At 63.3% G+C, this 18418-nt stretch carries 18 protein-coding genes; 12 read left to right on the top strand and 6 right to left on the bottom strand.

What is annotated here, in order from left to right:
* Nucleotides 1–125 precede the first annotated feature (125 nt).
* From sufB to sufA, 7 genes are all read left to right on the top strand, one after another.
* A complete protein-coding gene (sufB, locus tag YU3_RS0111725) occupies nt 126–1643 on the top strand; it encodes a Fe-S cluster assembly protein SufB (protein ID WP_027166428.1) in 1518 nt (505 codons plus the stop codon).
* Nucleotides 1640–1879 (top strand): hypothetical protein, encoded by a 240-nt coding sequence (locus tag YU3_RS0111720; protein ID WP_027166427.1) that lies wholly within the window; start codon nt 1640–1642, stop codon nt 1877–1879. Before sufB ends, YU3_RS0111720 begins: the two co-directional genes overlap by 4 nt.
* Before the next feature lie 33 nt (nt 1880–1912).
* Nucleotides 1913–2668, top strand: a complete 756-nt coding sequence (sufC, locus tag YU3_RS0111715) for a Fe-S cluster assembly ATPase SufC (protein ID WP_027166426.1) — start codon at nt 1913–1915, stop codon at nt 2666–2668.
* A 25-nt stretch (nt 2669–2693) separates the two neighbouring features.
* The gene (gene sufD, locus YU3_RS0111710; RefSeq protein WP_027166425.1) at nt 2694–3974 is read left to right on the top strand and encodes a Fe-S cluster assembly protein SufD; all 1281 of its coding nucleotides are present in this window, start codon (nt 2694–2696) and stop codon (nt 3972–3974) included.
* 97 nt (nt 3975–4071) lie between these two features.
* Complete coding sequence (locus YU3_RS0111705) at nt 4072–5313, top strand: cysteine desulfurase (protein WP_027166424.1); 1242 nt, start codon at nt 4072–4074, stop codon at nt 5311–5313.
* Between the two features lie 5 nt (nt 5314–5318).
* Complete coding sequence (locus tag YU3_RS0111700) at nt 5319–5726, top strand: SUF system Fe-S cluster assembly protein (RefSeq protein ID WP_027166423.1); 408 nt, start codon at nt 5319–5321, stop codon at nt 5724–5726.
* Nucleotides 5727–5814: 88 nt separating this feature from the next.
* Nucleotides 5815–6195 (top strand): Fe-S cluster assembly scaffold SufA, encoded by a 381-nt coding sequence (gene sufA / locus YU3_RS0111695; protein ID WP_027166422.1) that lies wholly within the window; start codon nt 5815–5817, stop codon nt 6193–6195.
* A 128-nt stretch (nt 6196–6323) separates the two neighbouring features.
* On the opposite strand, the gene YU3_RS0111690 is transcribed toward sufA, so the two are convergent.
* Nucleotides 6324–6821 (bottom strand): GFA family protein, encoded by a 498-nt coding sequence (locus tag YU3_RS0111690; RefSeq protein WP_027166421.1) that lies wholly within the window; start codon nt 6819–6821, stop codon nt 6324–6326.
* An 89-nt stretch (nt 6822–6910) separates the two neighbouring features.
* Between YU3_RS0111690 and YU3_RS0111685 the strand changes: the two genes are divergently transcribed.
* On the top strand, nt 6911–7234 hold the full coding sequence (locus YU3_RS0111685; RefSeq protein WP_027166420.1) for a TfoX/Sxy family protein: 324 nt from the start codon (nt 6911–6913) through the stop codon (nt 7232–7234).
* A gap of 229 nt (nt 7235–7463) precedes the next feature.
* Here YU3_RS0111685 and YU3_RS0111680 read toward each other — a convergent pair whose 3' ends face one another.
* Nucleotides 7464–8381: a pseudouridine-5'-phosphate glycosidase gene (locus tag YU3_RS0111680; protein WP_027166419.1), complete on the bottom strand. Its 918-nt coding sequence runs from the start codon at nt 8379–8381 to the stop codon at nt 7464–7466.
* Nucleotides 8382–8424: 43 nt separating this feature from the next.
* Complete coding sequence (locus YU3_RS0111675; protein WP_027166418.1) at nt 8425–9363, bottom strand: carbohydrate kinase family protein; 939 nt, start codon at nt 9361–9363, stop codon at nt 8425–8427.
* Nucleotides 9364–9644: 281 nt separating this feature from the next.
* Here YU3_RS0111675 and recA point away from each other — a divergent pair, with 281 nt between their 5' ends.
* Complete coding sequence (recA, locus tag YU3_RS0111670) at nt 9645–10745, top strand: recombinase RecA (protein ID WP_027166417.1); 1101 nt, start codon at nt 9645–9647, stop codon at nt 10743–10745.
* 331 nt (nt 10746–11076) lie between these two features.
* Nucleotides 11077–13743, top strand: coding sequence for an alanine--tRNA ligase (alaS, locus tag YU3_RS0111665; RefSeq protein WP_027166416.1), 2667 nt, complete (start codon nt 11077–11079; stop codon nt 13741–13743).
* A gap of 194 nt (nt 13744–13937) precedes the next feature.
* Here the strand turns inward: alaS and YU3_RS0111660 are convergent, their stop codons facing one another.
* From YU3_RS0111660 to YU3_RS0111650, 3 genes are read right to left on the bottom strand one after another with little or no spacing between them, the layout of a single operon-like run.
* A complete protein-coding gene (locus YU3_RS0111660; protein ID WP_027166415.1) occupies nt 13938–14564 on the bottom strand; it encodes a glutathione S-transferase family protein in 627 nt (208 codons plus the stop codon).
* 33 nt (nt 14565–14597) lie between these two features.
* Nucleotides 14598–15332, bottom strand: a complete 735-nt coding sequence (locus YU3_RS0111655) for a hypothetical protein (protein ID WP_027166414.1) — start codon at nt 15330–15332, stop codon at nt 14598–14600.
* Between the two features lie 6 nt (nt 15333–15338).
* Nucleotides 15339–16550, bottom strand: a complete 1212-nt coding sequence (locus YU3_RS0111650) for an NADP-dependent isocitrate dehydrogenase (RefSeq protein ID WP_027166413.1) — start codon at nt 16548–16550, stop codon at nt 15339–15341.
* A gap of 210 nt (nt 16551–16760) precedes the next feature.
* Between YU3_RS0111650 and YU3_RS36380 the strand changes: the two genes are divergently transcribed.
* Complete coding sequence (locus tag YU3_RS36380) at nt 16761–17609, top strand: RNA methyltransferase (protein WP_051333917.1); 849 nt, start codon at nt 16761–16763, stop codon at nt 17607–17609.
* A gap of 81 nt (nt 17610–17690) precedes the next feature.
* Nucleotides 17691–18293: a hypothetical protein gene (locus YU3_RS0111640; protein WP_027166412.1), complete on the top strand. Its 603-nt coding sequence runs from the start codon at nt 17691–17693 to the stop codon at nt 18291–18293.
* Nucleotides 18294–18418 lie beyond the last annotated feature (125 nt).

Here is an 18418-nt window from a genome sequence, read left to right as displayed (position 1 = left end):
TGAATTTCCGGCGGACACGCACTATATGGAACTTACTCCGTTGCGAGCCCTGCCAAGGGCGATTACAGCGGTGCCATAGTTTGAAAACTGCCGGGCCTTGACCCCGGCGTGGATGGAGAACGCTTATGCCTGCTGTGCAGGAGACGATCGATCGAGTCCGAAAGATCGACGTCGACCAGTATAAATACGGATTCCAGACAGAGATCGAGATGGACAAGGCCCCCAAGGGCCTGAGCGAAGACATTATTCGCTTCATCTCGGCCAAGAAGGATGAGCCGGACTGGATGCTGGAATGGCGTCTGGGCGCCTATCGGCGCTGGCTGACGCTGGAGGAGCCGACCTGGGCGCGCGTCCATTATCCGAAGATCAACTTCCAGGACATCCACTACTACGCCGCGCCGAAGAGCACGCCGGGCCCGAAGTCGCTGAGCGAAGTCGACCCCGAATTGCTCAAGGTCTACGAGAAGCTCGGCATCCCGCTCAAGGAGCAGGAAATCCTGGCCGGCGTGCAGAAGACCGAGGCGGCGGATGACGAAGAGGTCGGCGACAACGTCTACAAGTCCGGCCGCGTCGCGGTCGACGCGGTGTTCGATTCCGTCTCGGTGGTCACCACCTTCAAGAAGGAATTGGCGCAGGCCGGCGTCATTTTCTGCTCGATCTCGGAAGCGATCCGCGAGCATCCCGAACTGGTGAAGAAATATCTGGGCTCGGTCGTGCCGACCTCGGACAATTTCTACGCGACGCTGAATTCGGCCGTGTTCACCGACGGCTCGTTCGTCTTCGTGCCGAAGGGCGTTCGCTGCCCGATGGAGCTGTCGACCTATTTCCGCATCAACGAGAAGAACACCGGCCAGTTCGAACGCACGCTGATCATCGCCGAGGAGGGTTCCTATGTCTCCTATCTCGAAGGTTGCACGGCGCCGCAGCGCGACGAGAACCAGCTTCACGCGGCGGTGGTCGAGCTGATCGCGCTCGACGATGCCGAGATCAAGTATTCGACGGTCCAGAACTGGTACCCCGGCGATGCCCAGGGCAAGGGCGGCATCTACAATTTCGTCACCAAGCGCGGCGATTGCCGCGGCGACCGCTCCAAGATCTCGTGGACGCAGGTCGAGACCGGTTCGGCGATCACCTGGAAATATCCGAGCTGCATCCTGCGCGGCGACGATTCCCAAGGCGAGTTCTATTCGATCGCGGTGTCGAACGGGTACCAGCAGGTCGATAGCGGCACCAAGATGATCCATCTCGGCAAGAACACGTCGAGCCGCATCATCTCCAAGGGCATCGCCGCCGGCTTCTCGCAGAACACCTATCGCGGCCAGGTCTCGGCGCACCGCAAGGCGGCCAATGCCCGCAACTTCACCAACTGCGACAGCTTGCTGATCGGCGACCAGTGCGGCGCGCACACCGTGCCCTACATGGAAGCCAAGAACTCGACCGCACAGTTCGAGCACGAGGCGACGACGTCGAAAATCTCCGAGGACCAGAAGTTCTACGTCATGCAGCGCGGCATCCCCGAAGAGGAAGCGATCGCGCTGATCGTCAACGGCTTCGTCAAGGATGTCATCCAGCAATTGCCGATGGAGTTCGCGGTCGAGGCGCAGAAGCTGATCGGCATCAGCCTCGAAGGAAGCGTTGGATGACCACGGACAAATGGTTCAGGCCGAAGCGCGTCGGCTATGGCGCCACGCCGGACAACTGGAAAGGCTGGGCTTTCATGGTCGTCTGGATATTGATCGAGGTCGCCCTTTCGGTGGGTCTGCTCCGCCTTGGCGCGCCCGCGTGGCTGGTCGTGCTTGTTGTCGTTGCCCTGACCGGCGCAATCATCCCGCTCATCAAAGCCAAGACCGACAGCGACTGGCGCTGGCGCTGGCATTGAATTTGAACGGACAAATTTTGGAACGGAACGAAAATGCTTGAGATCAAGAACCTGCACGCCCGCATCGTCGACGACGGCACCGAGATCATCCGCGGCCTGGACCTGACGGTGAAAGCCGGCGAGGTCGCCGCCATCATGGGGCCGAACGGCTCGGGCAAGTCGACGCTGTCCTATATCCTCGCCGGCCGCGAGGACTATGAGGTCACCGAAGGCGACATCCTCTACAATGGCCAGTCGATCCTCGAGATGGATCCGGCCGAGCGCGCTACCGCCGGCATCTTCCTCGCCTTCCAGTATCCGATGGAAATACCGGGCGTGGCCACGATGGAATTCCTGAAAGTGGCGATGAACGAGCAGCGCAAGGCACGCGGCGAGGAGCCGCTGAAGATCCCGGAATTCCTGAAGCGGGTGAAGGACGCCGCCGCCTCGCTCAACATGGACATGGCGATGCTGAAGCGGCCGCTCAATGTCGGCTTCTCGGGCGGCGAGAAGAAGCGCGCCGAGATCCTACAGATGAAGCTTTTGGAGCCAAAGCTCTGCGTGCTCGACGAGACCGATTCCGGCCTCGACATCGACGCGCTGAAGATCGTCTCGGACGGCGTCAACGCGCTGCGCTCGCCGGACCGCGCCATCGTCGTCATCACCCACTATCAGCGCCTGCTCCAGCACATCGTGCCGGACTCTGTGCATGTGCTCTACAAGGGCCAGGTCATCAAGTCGGGCGACAAGTCGCTGGCGCTCGATCTCGAGGCCAACGGCTATGCCGGCGTGATCGGGCAAGCCGCGTGAGATGGGAGCAGTCGAGGCAAGAGCGATGAACATGCATGCACAGCCACAGCGGACACTGGCCGAGACGGCGCTGATCGATGCCTTCGGCGAGCGGTTGTCGCTGTTGCCGGGCGACGGCGCGGTGATGGTCAAGCGCGACGACGCGATCGAGGCGATCAAGCACGGCCTGCCGACGCGCCGCGTCGAATCCTGGCACTATACGGACCTGCGCCGACTGCTGACTAAGGTGCCGGCTTTCGAGGCCGGTGTCGTCGTGAAAGCGCTCGCGCCGGTTCTTGAAGGGTCGGCCGTGCTGCCGGTGCTCAACGGCGTCTCCAATGCCAAGGTGCCGGAGATCGAAGGCGTCACGGTGCAGCGCCTGTCGGAGAAGCTCACCGATGGCAGCGTGGCGCCCGGGCTCGACCCCTATGGCGCCGACGACGCGATTGGCGCGCTCAACACCGCCTTCGTCGCCGACGGCTATTTCGTCGATATTGCCGACGGCACTCAACTGGAAAAGCCGGTCGAGTTGCAGAACCTGCAGGCCGGCGGCCAGGCGCATGTGCGGCTACTGACCCGTGTCGGCGCCGGCGCCAGGGCGATCATCGTTGAACGCCAGACGGGCGAGGCAAGCGAAGACGGCGAGGCGCTCGTCAGCTCGGTCAGCCAACTGGTCCTCGACGAAGGCGCCGAGGTGACCTGGCTGATCGTTCAGGAGCAGCCGGACACGGCCACGCATCTCGCCCAGTTCAAGGCGCATATCGGCAAGGATGCGAAGCTCACGCTGTTCGTCATGAATGCCGGTGGCAGGCTAGTTCGCCAGGAGGTCGTCGTCAGGACGACGGGCGAAGGCGCCGATTTCAAATTGCGCGGCATCAACCTTCTGGCCGGTGATACGCATACCGACACCACCATGGTGCTCGACCATGCCGTGCCGCACACGACGTCGACCGAAGTGATGCGCAATGTGGTGACCGGCAAGGCGCGGGGCGTCTTCCAGGGCCGCATCAACGTGCATCAATATGCGCAGAAGACCAACGCCAAGATGGCCTGCAACACGCTGCTTCTGTCGGACGACGGCGAGTTCTCGACCAAGCCGGAGCTGGAAATCTTCGCCGACGACGTCGTCTGCGGCCACGGCGCGACAGTCACCGAGATCGACCACAACCATCTGTTCTACCTGATGGCGCGCGGCATCGACGAGAAGACCGCGCGCGGCCTTCTGGTGAAGGCTTTCGTTGCCGAAGTGATCGAGGAACTGGATGACGAGGCGCTGGTCGAAGCGCTTGAAGCGCGGCTCGACGGCTGGTTCTTGGCGCACGGGTAAGAGCGTTCCTTCTCCCCTTGTGGGAGAAGGTGGATCGGCGCGCAGCGCCGAGCGGGGTGTTGGAAGGATCGCGGCTTTGGCCGGCAAGGACTTCGAAATGGACCAGAAGATCGAAACCACACCTTATGACGTCGAGGCGATCCGCCGCGATTTTCCGATCCTGTCGCGCCAGGTCTATGGCAAGCCGCTGGTCTATCTCGACAATGGCGCCTCGGCGCAGAAGCCGCAGGTGGTGCTCGACACGATCCACCACGCCTATTCCCAGGAATACGCCAACGTCCATCGCGGCCTGCACTTCCTGTCGAATGCCGCGACCGATGCCTATGAGGGCGCGCGGAGGTCGGTGCAGCGCTTTCTCAATGCGTCCAGCACCGACAATATCGTCTTCACCTCCAACACCACGTCGGCGATCAATACGGTCGCCTATGGCTGGGGCATGCCGCGGATCGGCGAGGGCGACGAGATCGTGCTGTCGATCATGGAGCACCACTCCAACATCGTGCCGTGGCATTTCATCCGCGAGCGCCAGGGCGCCAAGCTGGTCTGGGCGCCGGTCGACGATCTCGGCGCCTTCCATATCGAGGAATTCGAGAAGCGCCTGACCGACCGCACCAAGCTTGTCGCCATCACCCAGATGTCGAACGCGCTAGGCACGGTGACGCCGATCAAGGAGATCGTGCGCATCGCGCATGCGCGCGGCATTCCGGTGCTGGTCGACGGCAGCCAGAGCGCCGTGCACATGCCGATCGACGTGCAGGATCTCGATTGCGATTTCTTCGTCTTCACCGGCCACAAGGTCTACGGTCCGTCGGGCATTGGCGTGCTCTACGGCAAGAAGCATATGCTGGAAGAGATGCGGCCCTTCATGGGCGGCGGCGAGATGATCGAGGAGGTGACGGAAGACATCGTCACCTATAACGAGCCGCCGCACCGTTTCGAGGCCGGCACGCCGCCGATCGTGCAGGCGATCGGGCTGGGCGCCGCGCTCGACTATATGGAGAAGGTCGGCCGCGACCGGATCGCCGCGCATGAGGCGGACCTGAAGGCTTACGCGCATGAACGGCTGCGTGCCATCAACTCGCTGCGCATCTTCGGCGACGCACCCGGCAAGGGCGCCATCATCTCGTTCGAATTGCAGGGTATCCATGCCCATGACGTGTCGATGGTGATCGACCGGCAAGGCGTGGCGGTCCGCGCGGGCACCCATTGCGCCCAGCCGCTGTTGAAACGCTTCGGCGTGACCTCCACATGCAGGGCATCGTTCGGCATGTATAATACCAGGGCCGAGGTCGATGCCTTGGCCGAGGCGCTGGAAAAGGCGCGAAAGTTCTTCGGGTGATGATTATGGATGATGTGAGCACCACCGCAGAGACTGCTCCAGAAACCGCCGGCCCGGAAACGGCAGGCAACGGCATCGTCTCGGCTTCGGCCATCCCTGCCGACGAGCTGGCGCGGCTGACCGACGACATCGTCTCGGCGCTGAAGACCGTCTACGACCCGGAAATCCCGGCCGATATCTATGAGCTTGGCCTCGTCTACAAGATCGACATCGAGGACGACCGCTCGGTCAAGATCGACATGACGCTGACCGCGCCGGGCTGCCCGGTGGCCGGCGAAATGCCGGGCTGGGTCGAGAACGCCGTTGGCGCCGTCGAGGGCGTTTCCGGTGTCGAGGTCAACATGACCTTCGATCCGCCTTGGACGCCCGACCGCATGTCGGAAGAGGCGCAGGTCGCGGTTGGGTGGTATTGAGGTTGACTTGCACCCTAGGTGAAACTTTACCATCTTAAGGGCAGACTCATTCCGCGGGCCTTGAACCCGCGCGAAATTGGAGAACGACATGGGACGCTTCGCCGTCATCACGATGACCGATAAGGCCGCCGACCGCGTGCGCGAGATCGTCGCCACGCGCGACAGCGCGCATGGCATCAGGCTCGGCATCAAGAAGGGCGGCTGCGCCGGCATGGAATATACGGTCGATCTGGTGACCGAACCCAACCCCAAGGACGACCATATCGAGCGCGATGGCGCGCATGTCTATGTCGCGCCTGAAGCGGCGCTCTTCCTGTTCGGCACCGAGATGGATTTCGAGCAGACGAAGCTGCGCACCGGCTTCACCTTCAAGAACCCGAACCAGAGCTCGGCCTGCGGCTGCGGCGAGTCCGTCGAGCTGAAGCCGGCCGATTTGAAGGCCCTGGCCGAGGCGCGCACTTCGGCCTAACCTTTCCTTCGCCCCGTTCACGGGGAGAAGGTGTCACGAAGTGACGGGGCAGCGCCAGCCTCTCTTAAGTTCGCGCCGCCCCTCATCTGCCTTCCGGCATCTTCTCCCCGTAAACGGGGCGAAGACAATCACTCCACCCACATGCCCGTGCGCTTGTGCCAGTCGGCGATCGATTCCTCGGGATAGACGTCGAACACCTTGTCGTCCTTGCCGATCACCTGATCGACCCAGTTCGCCTTGTATTTCAGCATCAGATGCACCTTCTCCGGCGGCTTTGGCAGGTCGCTGTCGATGGCCGAGGCGAAGGGGTGGACAAGGTCCGGCCAGGTCGGATCGTAGAGCCAGAGCGCCGAGCCGCATTTCTTGCAGAAATTGCGCTCGCCGGTCGAGACTTCGCAATGCGGATGCTCGTCATCCTCGATCTCGGCGCGAAAGACGCCGAGGCTGCGCTTGCCCCTGATATTCATCGTTTCGTAGTCGGCGCCGAGATTGATGGCAAAGCCGCCGCCGCCCTGCTGCTTGCGGCAGATGGAGCAGTAGCAGAGCATGAACGGCACCGGCGTGTGGCTTTCCACCTCGAAGCGGACGGCGCCGCAGCGGCAGGAGCCTTTGAGCAGGACAGGCATGGTGGGAACTCCGTTTGCAGGTCTCAACCTGTCAGCATGCTTTTGGTTGCAACGATGACAAGGCCCATGCCGGGTGAGATGATTGCGGCATGGACAATGCCCGCCTTGAAGAACTGTTCGACAGCCTGGGCCCGATCAGCATCCGAAAGCTGTTTGGCGGCAAGGGCATCTATTGCGATGGCGTCATTGTCGCGATTGTCGTGCGTGGTGAGCTGATGCTGAAGGCAGACGAGCAAAGCGCGCCCGACTTCGAGGCCGCGGGTTGCAGCCAATGGACTTATACGGGCTCAAGGCACGGCAAGGAGGTCGCGATGCCCTATTGGAGCATTCCCGACGACGCTTTCGACGATCCCGACGAAATGGCGGTATGGGCGCGGCGCGCCTATGAGGCGGGGCGAAGAGCGGGGAAGTAGCGTTTGAGTTCAGGCGGTTTTTACAAACGCCGAGTTCCCGCCCACCCCCCTCTGTCCTTCCGGACATCTCCCCCGCAAGGGGGGAGATTGGACGTCGCCGCCGCTTTCGCCAATCGCCAGCGTTACAGGAAGAGCGCCGTCAGCCGAACTGCTGATCTCCCCCCTTGCGGGGGAGATGGCCGGCAGGCCAGAGGGGGGTGTGACGGAACTCGGCTATCGCGATTGACTGTTACAACGCTTTCGCGATCTCCGCCGCCAGCCGCGCGTTGTTCTCGACCAGCGCGATGTTGGTCTTCAAGCTGCGGCCGCCGGTGAGTTCCAGGATCTTCGACAGCAGGAACGGCGTAACCGCCTTGCCGCTGACGTTCTGTGCCTCGGCCGCTTTCTGCGCGGCCTGGATATAGAAGTCCATCTCCGCGGCCGGAATTTCGTCATTCTGCGGCACCGGGTTGGCGACCAGGATGCCGCCGCCCAAGCCCAGCGCCTGGCGCGTGCGGTAGAAATGCGCGATGTCTTCAGGCGCATGCAACGTCAATGGCGCGCGGAAGGGCGAATGCCTGGACCAGAAGGCGGGCATCGTCTCACAGCCATGGCCGATCACCGGCACACCGCGCGTTTCCAACACTTCCAACGTCTTTTCGATGTCGAGGATCGCCTTGGCGCCGGCCGAGACGACGATGACCGGCGTGCGCGCCAGTTCGTCGAGGTCGGCCGAGATGTCGAAGCTTTTCTCGGCGCCCTTGTGGACGCCGCCGATGCCGCCGGTGGCGAACACTTTTATGCCGGCCATATGCGCGGCGATCATGGTGGCGGCCACCGTGGTGCCGCCGGTCCGGCCTTGCGCGACGGCAAAGCCGATATCGGCGCGCGACAGCTTCATGGCATCGCCGGTCATGGCGAGCGATTCGCGCTCGCCATCGGACAGGCCGATCTTGATGCGGCCGTCGACCACGGCGATCGTCGCCGGCACCGCGCCGCCGTCGATGATAATCTGCTCGACCTTGGCCGCCATCGCGCCATTGTCGGGGTAGGGCATGCCGTGGGTGATGATGGTGCTTTCCAGCGCCACCACGGGCCAGCCGGCGGCAAGCGCTTCCGCCACGGGCGGATGGATGTCGACGAAGGGGCGGGCGGTCTGCGGCGTCATGGCTGTCTCCGAGCGAGAGGTTTGCTCCGGCTTATTTGGTGCCCTATGCCACTTCCCGCGGCTCCGGCACAAGGGCAAGCGCCTGCGTGAAGTTGCCCGTCGTGAAGGACGGCACGGCCTCGGGGCTCTCGATGGCGAGCATTGCCGCGGCAACGCCTTCGCGCAGCGCGGCGCGCAGCGGCAGGCCACGCAGCAAGGCGGCGACCGTTGCGCCGGTCAGCGCGTCGCCGGCGCCGGTCACGTCGGCGACCTTGCGCGGCGCCGGTGGGTCGATTTCGAACATGCCGGTGTCGTCGAAGCCCAGCACGGGAGCGCTGCCGGCGGTCACGACGCCGGCGTTCAGGCCGGCCTGCCTGAGCCGACGGACAGGGGTTTCGCCGGATGGCTCGGCGCCGACCAGCGCGGCAGCTTCGCGGCGGTTCATGAAAAGCAGCGACAGATCGTTAAGCAGCGGCGCCAGCCGAACGACCTTGGCCGGCGACACGGCGATGGCGAAGACCGGCCGGCCGCCGGCCAGCGCCAGCAGGCGTTCCAGCGCCGCGGTCGGCAGGTTGGCGTCACACAGGATCGCGTCGGCGGCGGCGATTGCTTCGCGCACCTTGGCGCGGCGGATCTGTTTGGGGAAGGCAAGATCGTAAAGCGCCATGTCGGCCAGCCCGACGATCAATTCGCCGTCGGCGTCGATCAGCGCTGTGTAGCTTGGCGTCGTACGATCGAGAAAGACGACCGAGAGGTCCACTATCCCGGCACCGTCGATCGCCGAGGCGACCGTGTCCGCCGCAGCGTCGCCGCCGCGCACCGAGATCAGCGAGGCCGACACGCCGCGCTTGACCACGCTGCGCAGCGCGTTGAAAACTACGCCGCCGACATCCTCGCGCATGATGCCGGGGTTGGAAGCCGCGGGCACATAGGCGCCCGAGACCTGGCCGCGCCGGTCGATATGGGCGCCGCCCAGCGCCAGGATATTCGGGGATGTCGGCATGTGGGATCAGTGACTTTCGTTGATCGTGCGGCTGCGCACACTAGGTTTATGCGCATCGCCCGGCAATCGCGGCCGCGATTCGGGCGGGCGGATATCGAAATCTTTTCTGGACCGGTGGCCCTGCTCCACCCTAGCCCTGATGAGACAAAAATAGAACAAATCCAGATATTGATTGTTTTTCAGTTGGTTGTAGCCCCTTGCCAAATGAGAACAAAAAAGGTACAAACCAACAGGGATCACGGATTGTCCGGCCTTCATTGACGACCAAGGGGTGATGTATCATGGCTCAGAATACTTTGCGGCTTGTAGAGGATAAGGCAGTGGACAAATCAAAGGCTCTGGATGCGGCGCTGTCGCAAATCGAGCGCGCCTTCGGCAAGGGCTCGATCATGCGGCTCGGCGCCAACGAGCAGGTTGTCGAGATCGAAACCGTGCCGACGGGATCGCTCGGCCTCGACATCGCGCTCGGCGTCGGCGGCCTGCCGCGCGGCCGCATCATCGAAATCTACGGGCCGGAAAGCTCGGGCAAGACGACGCTGGCGCTGCACACGGTTGCGGAAGCCCAGAAGAAGGGCGGTATCTGCGCCTTCGTCGATGCCGAGCATGCGCTCGATCCGGTCTATGCCCGCAAGCTCGGCGTCGACCTGGAGAACCTCCTGATCTCACAGCCCGACACCGGCGAGCAGGCGCTGGAAATCTGCGACACGCTGGTGCGCTCCGGCGCCATCGACGTTCTGGTCGTCGACTCCGTCGCGGCGCTGACGCCGCGCGCTGAAATCGAAGGCGAGATGGGCGATTCGCTGCCCGGTCTTCAGGCGCGTCTGATGAGCCAGGCGCTGCGCAAGCTGACCGCCTCGATCTCGCGCTCCAACACCATGGTCATCTTCATCAACCAGATCCGCATGAAGATCGGCGTCATGTTCGGTTCGCCCGAGACGACCACCGGCGGCAATGCGCTGAAATTCTACGCCTCGGTGCGCCTCGATATCCGCCGCATCGGTTCGGTCAAGGACCGCGACGAGGTCGTCGGCAACCAGACCCGCGTCAAGGTGGTCAAGAACAAGCTGGCCCCCCCCTTCAAGGTGGTCGAGTTCGACATCATGTATGGCGAAGGCGTGTCGAAGACCGGCGAGCTCGTCGATCTCGGGGTCAAAGCCGGCGTGGTCGAGAAGTCGGGCGCCTGGTTCTCCTACAATTCGCAGCGCCTCGGCCAGGGGCGCGAGAACGCCAAGCTGTTCCTGCGCGACAATCCCGACACGGCACGCGAGATCGAGCTGGCGCTCAGGCAGAATGCCGGACTGATCGCCGAGAAATTCCTCGAAAATGGTGGCTCTGAGGGCAATGGCGACGACGGTTTCGAGGACGAAGCTGGCGCCATGTAGGGCCGAGCAATTACAGGAAAAGTGTTGAGCGGTTTTCCGTCCGGAATTGCGTGAAACCAAGTGGTTGGCCGGAGTTTGGCCACAATCCAGGTATATTAAGTTATGCTTATGTAACCGAGTTCTTTAGTACTGCGTTCCGAGCCGCCGGCCTTCGTGCCGGCGGTTTGCGTTTTGGGGGCGAGGATAGACCTGCCCGGCCTGCGGATTGGTCCAACTCCGTCTTTCTGGACAGGGTGAAGAGCTACGGCTAAAAGGCCCATCTATCTTCTGAAACATGAAAGCCCATCAGCCGCCGGCAGCGCCGGCGGTTCTCGCGAAAAGGCAGTGTGCAATGAGTGGCGTGAACGACATCCGGTCGACATTCCTCGACTACTTCCGCAAGGAGGGCCACGAGATCGTCGCCTCCAGCCCGCTGGTGCCGCGTAACGATCCGACGCTGATGTTCACTAACGCCGGCATGGTCCAGTTCAAGAACGTCTTCACCGGCCTGGAGAAGCGTCCCTATTCGCGTGCCTCGACTGCGCAGAAGAGCGTGCGCGCCGGCGGCAAGCACAACGACCTCGACAATGTCGGCTACACCGCGCGCCACCTGACCTTCTTCGAGATGCTCGGCAATTTCTCGTTCGGCGACTATTTCAAGGAGCGCGCGATCGAGCTTGCCTGGAACCTGATCACCAAGGAATTCGGCTTGCCGAAGGACAAGTTGCTGGTCACCGTCTATCACACCGACGACGAGGCGGCCGGTTACTGGAAGAAGATCGCCGGCTTCTCCGACGACCGCATCATCCGCATCCCGACCTCCGACAATTTCTGGGCAATGGGCGATACCGGCCCGTGCGGCCCGTGCTCGGAAATCTTCATCGACCGCGGCGAGCACATCTGGGGCGGTCCTCCCGGCAGCCCGGAAGAGGACGGCGACCGGTTCCTCGAATTCTGGAACCTGGTGTTCATGCAGTATGAGCAGGTGTCGAAGGAAGAGCGCATCGACCTGCCGCGTCCCTCGATCGACACCGGCATGGGCCTGGAGCGCATGGCCTCCATCCTGCAAGGGGTGGAGAGCGTCTTCGAGACCGACCTGTTCAGGCACCTGATCGATGCGGCGTCCTCGGCGCTCGGGCAAGGTCCGAACCAGGAGAATGTAGGATCGTATCGCGTGATCGCGGATCACCTGCGCTCGTCTTCCTTCCTGGTGGCCGACGGCGTGCTGCCCTCCAACGAAGGCCGCGGCTACGTGCTGCGCCGCATCATGCGCCGCGCCATGCGCCACGCGCAGCTGCTTGGCGCCAAGGAGCCGCTGATGTGGCAGCTGGTGCCGGCGCTGGTGCGTGAGATGGGCCAGGCCTATCCAGAGCTCGTGCGCGGCGAGGCGCTGATCACCGAGACGCTGAAGCTCGAAGAAACCCGCTTCCGCAAGACGTTGGTGCGTGGCCTTGGCCTGCTTTCGGACGCCACGGAAACGCTGCATGCCGGCGACATGCTCGACGGTGAGACCGCCTTCAAGCTCTACGACACCTATGGCTTCCCGCTCGACCTGACGCAGGATGCGCTGCGCCAACGCAATATCTCGGTCGATATCGCCGGCTTCACCGACGCGATGGAGCGGCAGAAGACCGAGGCGCGGGCGCATTGGGCGGGTTCTGGCGAGGCGGCGACCGAGACGGTGTGGTTCTCGGTGCGCGAAAACACTGGCGCGACCGAGTTCCTCGGCTACGAGACCGAGCAGGCGGAAGGCATCATCCAGGCCCTGGTCAAGGACGGCAAGACCGTCGACAGCGCGAACCTTGGCGACGCTGTCGCCGTGGTCGTCAACCAAACGCCGTTCTATGGCGAGTCCGGCGGCCAGATGGGCGACACCGGCGTGATCTCCGGCGACGGCTTCTCGATCGAGATTTCCGACACGCAGAAGAAAGCCGACGGTTTGTTCGTGCACCTTGGCAAGTTGGCTAGAGGCACGGTCAAGACGGGTTCCGCCGTCGAGCTCAAGGTCGATCATGCGCGCCGTTCCAAGCTGCGCGCCAACCACTCCGCGACGCACCTCATCCACGAGGCGCTGCGCGAGGTGCTGGGCAGCCATGTCGCGCAGAAGGGTTCGCTGGTCGCGCCCGACCGCTTGCGCTTCGACATCTCGCACAACAAGCCGATCTCGGCGGACGATCTCGAGGAGGTCGAGCGCATGGCCAACGAGATCGTCGTGCAGAACAGCCCGGTGACGACGCGCCTGATGTCGGTCGACGATGCCATCGCCGAGGGCGCGATGGCGCTGTTCGGCGAAAAATATGGCGACGAGGTCCGCGTCGTGTCGATGGGCACTGCCCTGCATGGCGCCAAGGCCAATCGTCCTTATTCGGTCGAGCTGTGCGGCGGCACGCATGTGAGGTCGACCGGCGATATCGGCCTGGTGCGCATCCTGTCGGACAGCGCGGTGGCGGCCGGCGTGCGCCGCATCGAGGCGCTGACGGGCGAGGCGGCGCGCAGGCATCTCGACGAGCAAGACAGGCGCCTGAAGGCCGCGGCCGCGACCCTGAAAATTGCGCCGGCCGATGTGCCGGCTCGCGTCGAAACATTGCTCGAGGAGCGCAAGAAGCTCGAAAAGGAGCTTACCGAAGCGCGCAAGAAGCTGGCGCTTGGCGACCGCTCGCCTGCCGGAGCGCCGGCCGAGAACGAGACCATCGCCGGCGTCGGCTTCCTCGGCAAGGCGGTCTCGGGCGTATCGCCCAAGGACCTGAAGCCGCTGGCGGATGCCGGCAAGAAGACGCTTGGGTCCGGCGTCGTCGTCTTTGTCGGCGCCGGCGAGGACAACAAGGCAAGCGTGGTTGTCGGCGTCACCGACGATCTGACCAGCCGCTTCAGTGCCGTGGATCTCGTGCGGGTCGCATCAGCAGCGCTTGGCGGACAGGGCGGCGGCGGCCGCCCCGACATGGCGCAGGCCGGCGGTCCCGACGCGTCTAAGGCCAATGACGCGATCGCCGCGGTCAGGGCCGCGCTGGAGGCGGCGTAAGCCGACGGCAGGGCTTTGGTTAGGCCGGCTCCACCGAGGGCAGTGCCGCCCCTCATCAGGCTGCCGCCATCTTCTCCCCGTTCAACGGGGAGAAGGCGCTGTCATCGCGGCCGGCTTGTTTCGCCCCGTTTGCGGGGAGAAATGCCCGGCAGGGCAATGCGGGGCAGCGCTGACTTCAGGCAAACTCACTCGACCTAGGCGACCTTTTCGGTCCGCACAAAGCTTGGCCGTCCAGCCACCCGCGCATACCATTCCTGGATATCCGCAAACCGCGCCAGCAGATTGCGGCCCTCGGCGACCTTGACGAAATAGGCGATGATGGGTGCTGCATGCAGGTCGGCCAGCGTCAGCTGATCGCCGAGCAGCCAAGGTCCTTTCGCTTTCAGCGACGTCAGCATTTTGAGCACCGTCTGCGCCTGGCTCAGCCCGCCGGCGATCAGATTCTCGTCCGGCGTCGCCTTTTCCAGCCGCTCCACGGCAACGTCCCAGACCATGGCGCGATAGCCATAGGCGTCGAGCATGCCGATGATCTGGTTCATCCTGGCGCGGCCGCGCGCGTCGGCCGGCTGCAGGGCCGGACCGTCGAAGGCCTCGTCGACATAGCGCGCGGTGGCACCGGTCTCGAAGAGACGAAAATCGTCATGCTCGAAGGCTGGGATGCGGCCGAACGGGTGGTGCTCAAGATACCAGGCCGGAATGCCCTCGGCGGCGAAGATATCCAGTGGCACCAGTTCGTAGCCGATGGCTTTTTCCTCGAGAGCCATCCGCGCGATGCGGACGTAGACGCTGTAATCCGCTCCATAGAGGATTGCCTTGGCCATCCGTCATTCCTCCTTGTCATGAGACCCGGCTGATCAGCCAGGCTCACTTTCCACCAAGCCTCGTAGCCAGATGCGCAGCAGGCCGATCGCCTGAAAGCCGCAGGCCAGCGCTTCATCCAGCGCGCCATCACGCTCATATCCGACCAGCGTGCGACTTCCAGCAAATGCGTTGGCGGCGGCCGCCACGGCATCGCGATATGTCGAGCCGCCGTCAGTTGCGAAGATATTCGACAACCCTATCACCTGCTCCGACTTATTGGCGATGCAGCCGGCACTGAAGCCGTCGCCTGTTCGACGGCCAAGAATAGCAACGGCGTCGTCGTTCAGGATCGCTTCGGGGAAAACCTTGCCGTTGGACGGATTTCCGCCATTCGCCCAAGCGAACTCCCACATCTCCAGGCATGAAGCATCCTCGATCCGTTCCCAGCTAAGAGGCGGTGCAATCGGATGAGCCAAATCCATCCAGATCCAGCTTGCTTCGAAGAGCTGCCGGAACCCAAGCGGCTGGAGATCGAGGCAGCAGAAACCGTCCTTTACGGCAAAGCTGCTGGCAAGAACCGATGCCAGCCTGGCTATTTCCGCGAGCTGGGCTGCTGTGGCGTCGGCATCCAGAGTGGTTGCATTGGAATAGTAGTGAGGCGCCTGCTCGTCACTCGACCAGAAGGCATCGCTCCTCCGGTCGCTCAGCCCATGCGCCTTGAAAATAGCCTGATAGAGATCAGCATTGTTGCCGGCGCAAAGGCGAACCTTTTCGCCGGCATCGCGCATGGCCGGCTATACCATCGCCTTCTGCAAATTCTCGTCGATCTTGTCGAGGAAGCCGGCGGTGGAGAGCCAGGGCTGGTCGGGGCCGATCAGCAGCGACAGGTCCTTGGTCATGAAGCCGCTCTCGACGGTCTGGATGCAGACCTTCTCCAGCGTCTCGGCGAAGCGCTTCAGCTCGGCATTGTCGTCGAGCTTGGCGCGGTGGGCCAGCCCCCGCGTCCAGGCGAAGATCGAGGCGATCGAATTGGTCGAGGTTTCCTCGCCCTTCTGGTGCTGGCGATAGTGGCGGGTGACGGTGCCGTGCGCGGCTTCCGCTTCCACCGTCTTGCCGTCCGGCGTCATCAGCACCGAGGTCATCAGGCCGAGCGAGCCAAACCCTTGAGCCACCGTGTCGGACTGCACGTCGCCGTCATAGTTCTTGCAGGCCCAGACATAGCCGCCCGACCATTTCAGGCTGGAAGCGACCATGTCGTCGATGAGGCGGTGCTCGTACCAGAGTTTTCTTGCCTTGAATTCGGCCTCGAACTCCTTCTCGTAGACTTCCTGGAAGATGTCCTTGAAGCGGCCGTCATAGGCCTTGAGGATGGTGTTCTTGGTCGAGAGATAGACCGGGTAGTTGCGCAGCAGCCCGTAGTTCAACGAGGCGCGGGCGAACTCGCGGATCGATTCATCCAGATTGTACATGGCCATGGCGACGCCGGCGCCCGGCGCGTCATAGACATCATGCTCGATCACCTGGCCGTCCTCGCCGACGAACTTGATCGAGAGCTTACCCTTGCCGGGGAAGCGGAAATCGGTGGCGCGGTACTGGTCGCCGAAGGCATGACGGCCGACGATGATCGGCTTGGTCCAGCCGGGCACCAGGCGCGGCACGTTCTTCATGATGATCGGCTCGCGGAAGATGGTGCCGCCGAGGATGTTGCGGATGGTGCCGTTGGGCGACTTCCACATCTTCTTCAGCTTGAATTCCTCGACGCGCTGCTCGTCGGGCGTGATCGTGGCGCATTTGACGCCGACGCCGTATTTCTTGATGGCGTTGGCCGAGTCGATGGTCACCTGGTCATTGGTGGCGTCGCGGTGCTCGATGCCGAGGTCGTAATATTCCAGCTTCAGGTCAAGGTAGGGGTGGATCAGCTTGTCCTTGATGAACTGCCAGATGATGCGGGTCATCTCGTCGCCGTCGAGCTCGACGACCGGGTTCGCCACCTTGATCTTCGCCATGGAAAGAATGCCTCGTTGCTGGGGGATCTGGAACGGCCTTGCCCGCATGGTTTCGGCCGGGGATGCGGAGCGTATATCAAAGGCTTTTTCAGCGCGCAAACCGCGATCCGTGGCTTTGGCTGACGGGTGCCGCTGATGTGAATGCTTCATTTTCCAGGCCGGATGTGGCAGGGGACGCCGAAACGCCGCAAACCCCGGTTACCTGCAGCCATGCCAGCGATCGAAGATACAACCAAACCCACCTCCGCCGGACCGGCGATCATCCTGGTCGAGCCGCAGCTCGGCGAGAACATCGGCATGGTTGCGCGGGCGATGGCGAATTTCGGCTTGTCCGAGCTCAGGCTGGTCAATCCGCGCGACGGCTGGCCGAGCGAGAAGGCGCGGGCGGCCGCAAGCCGGGCCGACCATGTCATCGACGCCACCAGGGTCTTCGACGATCTCGCCTCGGCGGTCGCCGATCTCAACTTCGTCTTCGCCACGACCGCGCGTGAGCGCGACGGCTTCAAGCCGGTGCGCGGGCCGGTGGAAGCGGGCAGGGCGCTGAGGGCGCGCGTCGAGGCGGGCGAGCGCACCGGCATCCTGTTCGGCCGCGAGCGCTTCGGCCTCTATAATGACGAGGTCGGGCTCGCCGACGAGATCGTCACCTTCCCGGTCGATCCCGGCTTTTCCTCGCTCAACATCGCCCAGGCGGTGCTGCTCATATCCTATGAATGGATGAAGTCCGGCCTCGCCGACGAGACCCAGACCAACTTCTCCGGGCCGGAGCTGGCTCCGGCGACCAAGGAGCAGTTGCACAGCCTGTTCGCCTATCTGGAAAACGCGCTGGAAGCGCGCGGTTACTTCCGCCCCGAAGAAAAGAAACCGAAAATGGTCGACAATCTGCGCGCCGTGCTGACGCGTGCGGGCTTCGCCGAGGCCGAGCTCAAGGTTCTGCGCGGCATCATCTCGTCGCTCGACCGGTTCTCTCCGGCAATGCCGCGCGGCGATGGTTCGCCCGGGGACGATCCGAGACGGCTGCCTGCCGCCGCGCGAAGTCGCGCCAAAGACGAAGAAAGTTAAAATCGGTAAGCTGTGAGCATTTGAAGTAACCGAATTTTATTCGGTTATGCCTCATCCTTGGCGCAATAGTGGGGGTAGCACATGTTTGCGTCCAATATTGGTCGTTTGCGCTTTTTCCTTTATTCTCTCGGCCTCGTCGTAGCCGAAACCGTGGTGATCGTTATCTGCATTGTCGGCACGATCGGTTTCGAAGGGCTGATCAATTCGGCGCCTGGTCCGTCGCGGCAGGGCATGGCGGGTGCGGTCCTCGTCGCTTCGCTCATCTTTGTCGCGCTGCGCGGCAACATCGCCTCGCGCCGCACCCGCGACGCCAACGGGCGCCGCTGGATCCTGTGGTCCTACATCGCCCTTTCCGCCGTCTACGCCCTTCTGCAGGCGGGCGTGCTGCTGGTCGTCAAATTCGGCGATCCCGAGAGCATTCCCGGCGGGCTGAACCTGCTTGGACTTTCGGTATTCGGCCTTTGGTGCACGATCCTGTGGGCAAAGCCTGTCGCGGGCAGCAATATCGATGAACTGACGGATATGTTCGATTTCGATGGCCCGCTGTCGGCACCGGCGCGTGCTGGACGCACCGTCGCACCGGCCGCTGCCGTCGCTCCCACCGCTTCAGCCGCCCGCGTTCCTGCCGCGCCGCAGCCTTTCGGCAGGCCGCGTCAAGCCGGCTTCGGCAAGCGCGGGATATGACAGAGCGTTGGCGACTGCGCAAAAGCTGCTCGCATTCGCCTCTTCAAGACCACGATCATTCGCGATAGAAGCGCCCGTCGGTCCAATCACGGACCGGCCGCTATCTCTTTGTTTGACGCAATTCC

The organism is Mesorhizobium sp. WSM3224 (genome assembly GCF_000427725.1).
GTDB lineage: Bacteria > Pseudomonadota > Alphaproteobacteria > Rhizobiales > Rhizobiaceae > Mesorhizobium.
Note: the sequence above shows the minus strand (reverse complement) of the source record. Positions and strands in the feature narration are given on the sequence as shown.

Bases quoted from the DNA above. Each gene is read 5' to 3' on its own strand.
- sufB (WP_027166428.1), top strand. From the start codon at position 126: ATGCCTGCTGTGCAGGAGACGATCGATCGAGTCCGAAAGATCGACGTC.
- YU3_RS0111720 (WP_027166427.1), top strand. From the start codon at position 1,640: ATGACCACGGACAAATGGTTCAGGCCGAAGCGCGTCGGCTATGGCGCC.
- sufC (WP_027166426.1), top strand. From the start codon at position 1,913: ATGCTTGAGATCAAGAACCTGCACGCCCGCATCGTCGACGACGGCACC.
- sufD (WP_027166425.1), top strand. From the start codon at position 2,694: ATGAACATGCATGCACAGCCACAGCGGACACTGGCCGAGACGGCGCTG.
- YU3_RS0111705 (WP_027166424.1), top strand. From the start codon at position 4,072: ATGGACCAGAAGATCGAAACCACACCTTATGACGTCGAGGCGATCCGC.
- YU3_RS0111700 (WP_027166423.1), top strand. From the start codon at position 5,319: ATGGATGATGTGAGCACCACCGCAGAGACTGCTCCAGAAACCGCCGGC.
- sufA (WP_027166422.1), top strand. From the start codon at position 5,815: ATGGGACGCTTCGCCGTCATCACGATGACCGATAAGGCCGCCGACCGC.
- YU3_RS0111690 (WP_027166421.1), bottom strand. From the start codon at position 6,821: ATGCCTGTCCTGCTCAAAGGCTCCTGCCGCTGCGGCGCCGTCCGCTTC.
- YU3_RS0111685 (WP_027166420.1), top strand. From the start codon at position 6,911: ATGGACAATGCCCGCCTTGAAGAACTGTTCGACAGCCTGGGCCCGATC.
- YU3_RS0111680 (WP_027166419.1), bottom strand. From the start codon at position 8,381: ATGACGCCGCAGACCGCCCGCCCCTTCGTCGACATCCATCCGCCCGTG.
- YU3_RS0111675 (WP_027166418.1), bottom strand. From the start codon at position 9,363: ATGCCGACATCCCCGAATATCCTGGCGCTGGGCGGCGCCCATATCGAC.
- recA (WP_027166417.1), top strand. From the start codon at position 9,645: ATGGCTCAGAATACTTTGCGGCTTGTAGAGGATAAGGCAGTGGACAAA.
- alaS (WP_027166416.1), top strand. From the start codon at position 11,077: ATGAGTGGCGTGAACGACATCCGGTCGACATTCCTCGACTACTTCCGC.
- YU3_RS0111660 (WP_027166415.1), bottom strand. From the start codon at position 14,564: ATGGCCAAGGCAATCCTCTATGGAGCGGATTACAGCGTCTACGTCCGC.
- YU3_RS0111655 (WP_027166414.1), bottom strand. From the start codon at position 15,332: ATGCGCGATGCCGGCGAAAAGGTTCGCCTTTGCGCCGGCAACAATGCT.
- YU3_RS0111650 (WP_027166413.1), bottom strand. From the start codon at position 16,550: ATGGCGAAGATCAAGGTGGCGAACCCGGTCGTCGAGCTCGACGGCGAC.
- YU3_RS36380 (WP_051333917.1), top strand. From the start codon at position 16,761: ATGCCAGCGATCGAAGATACAACCAAACCCACCTCCGCCGGACCGGCG.
- YU3_RS0111640 (WP_027166412.1), top strand. From the start codon at position 17,691: ATGTTTGCGTCCAATATTGGTCGTTTGCGCTTTTTCCTTTATTCTCTC.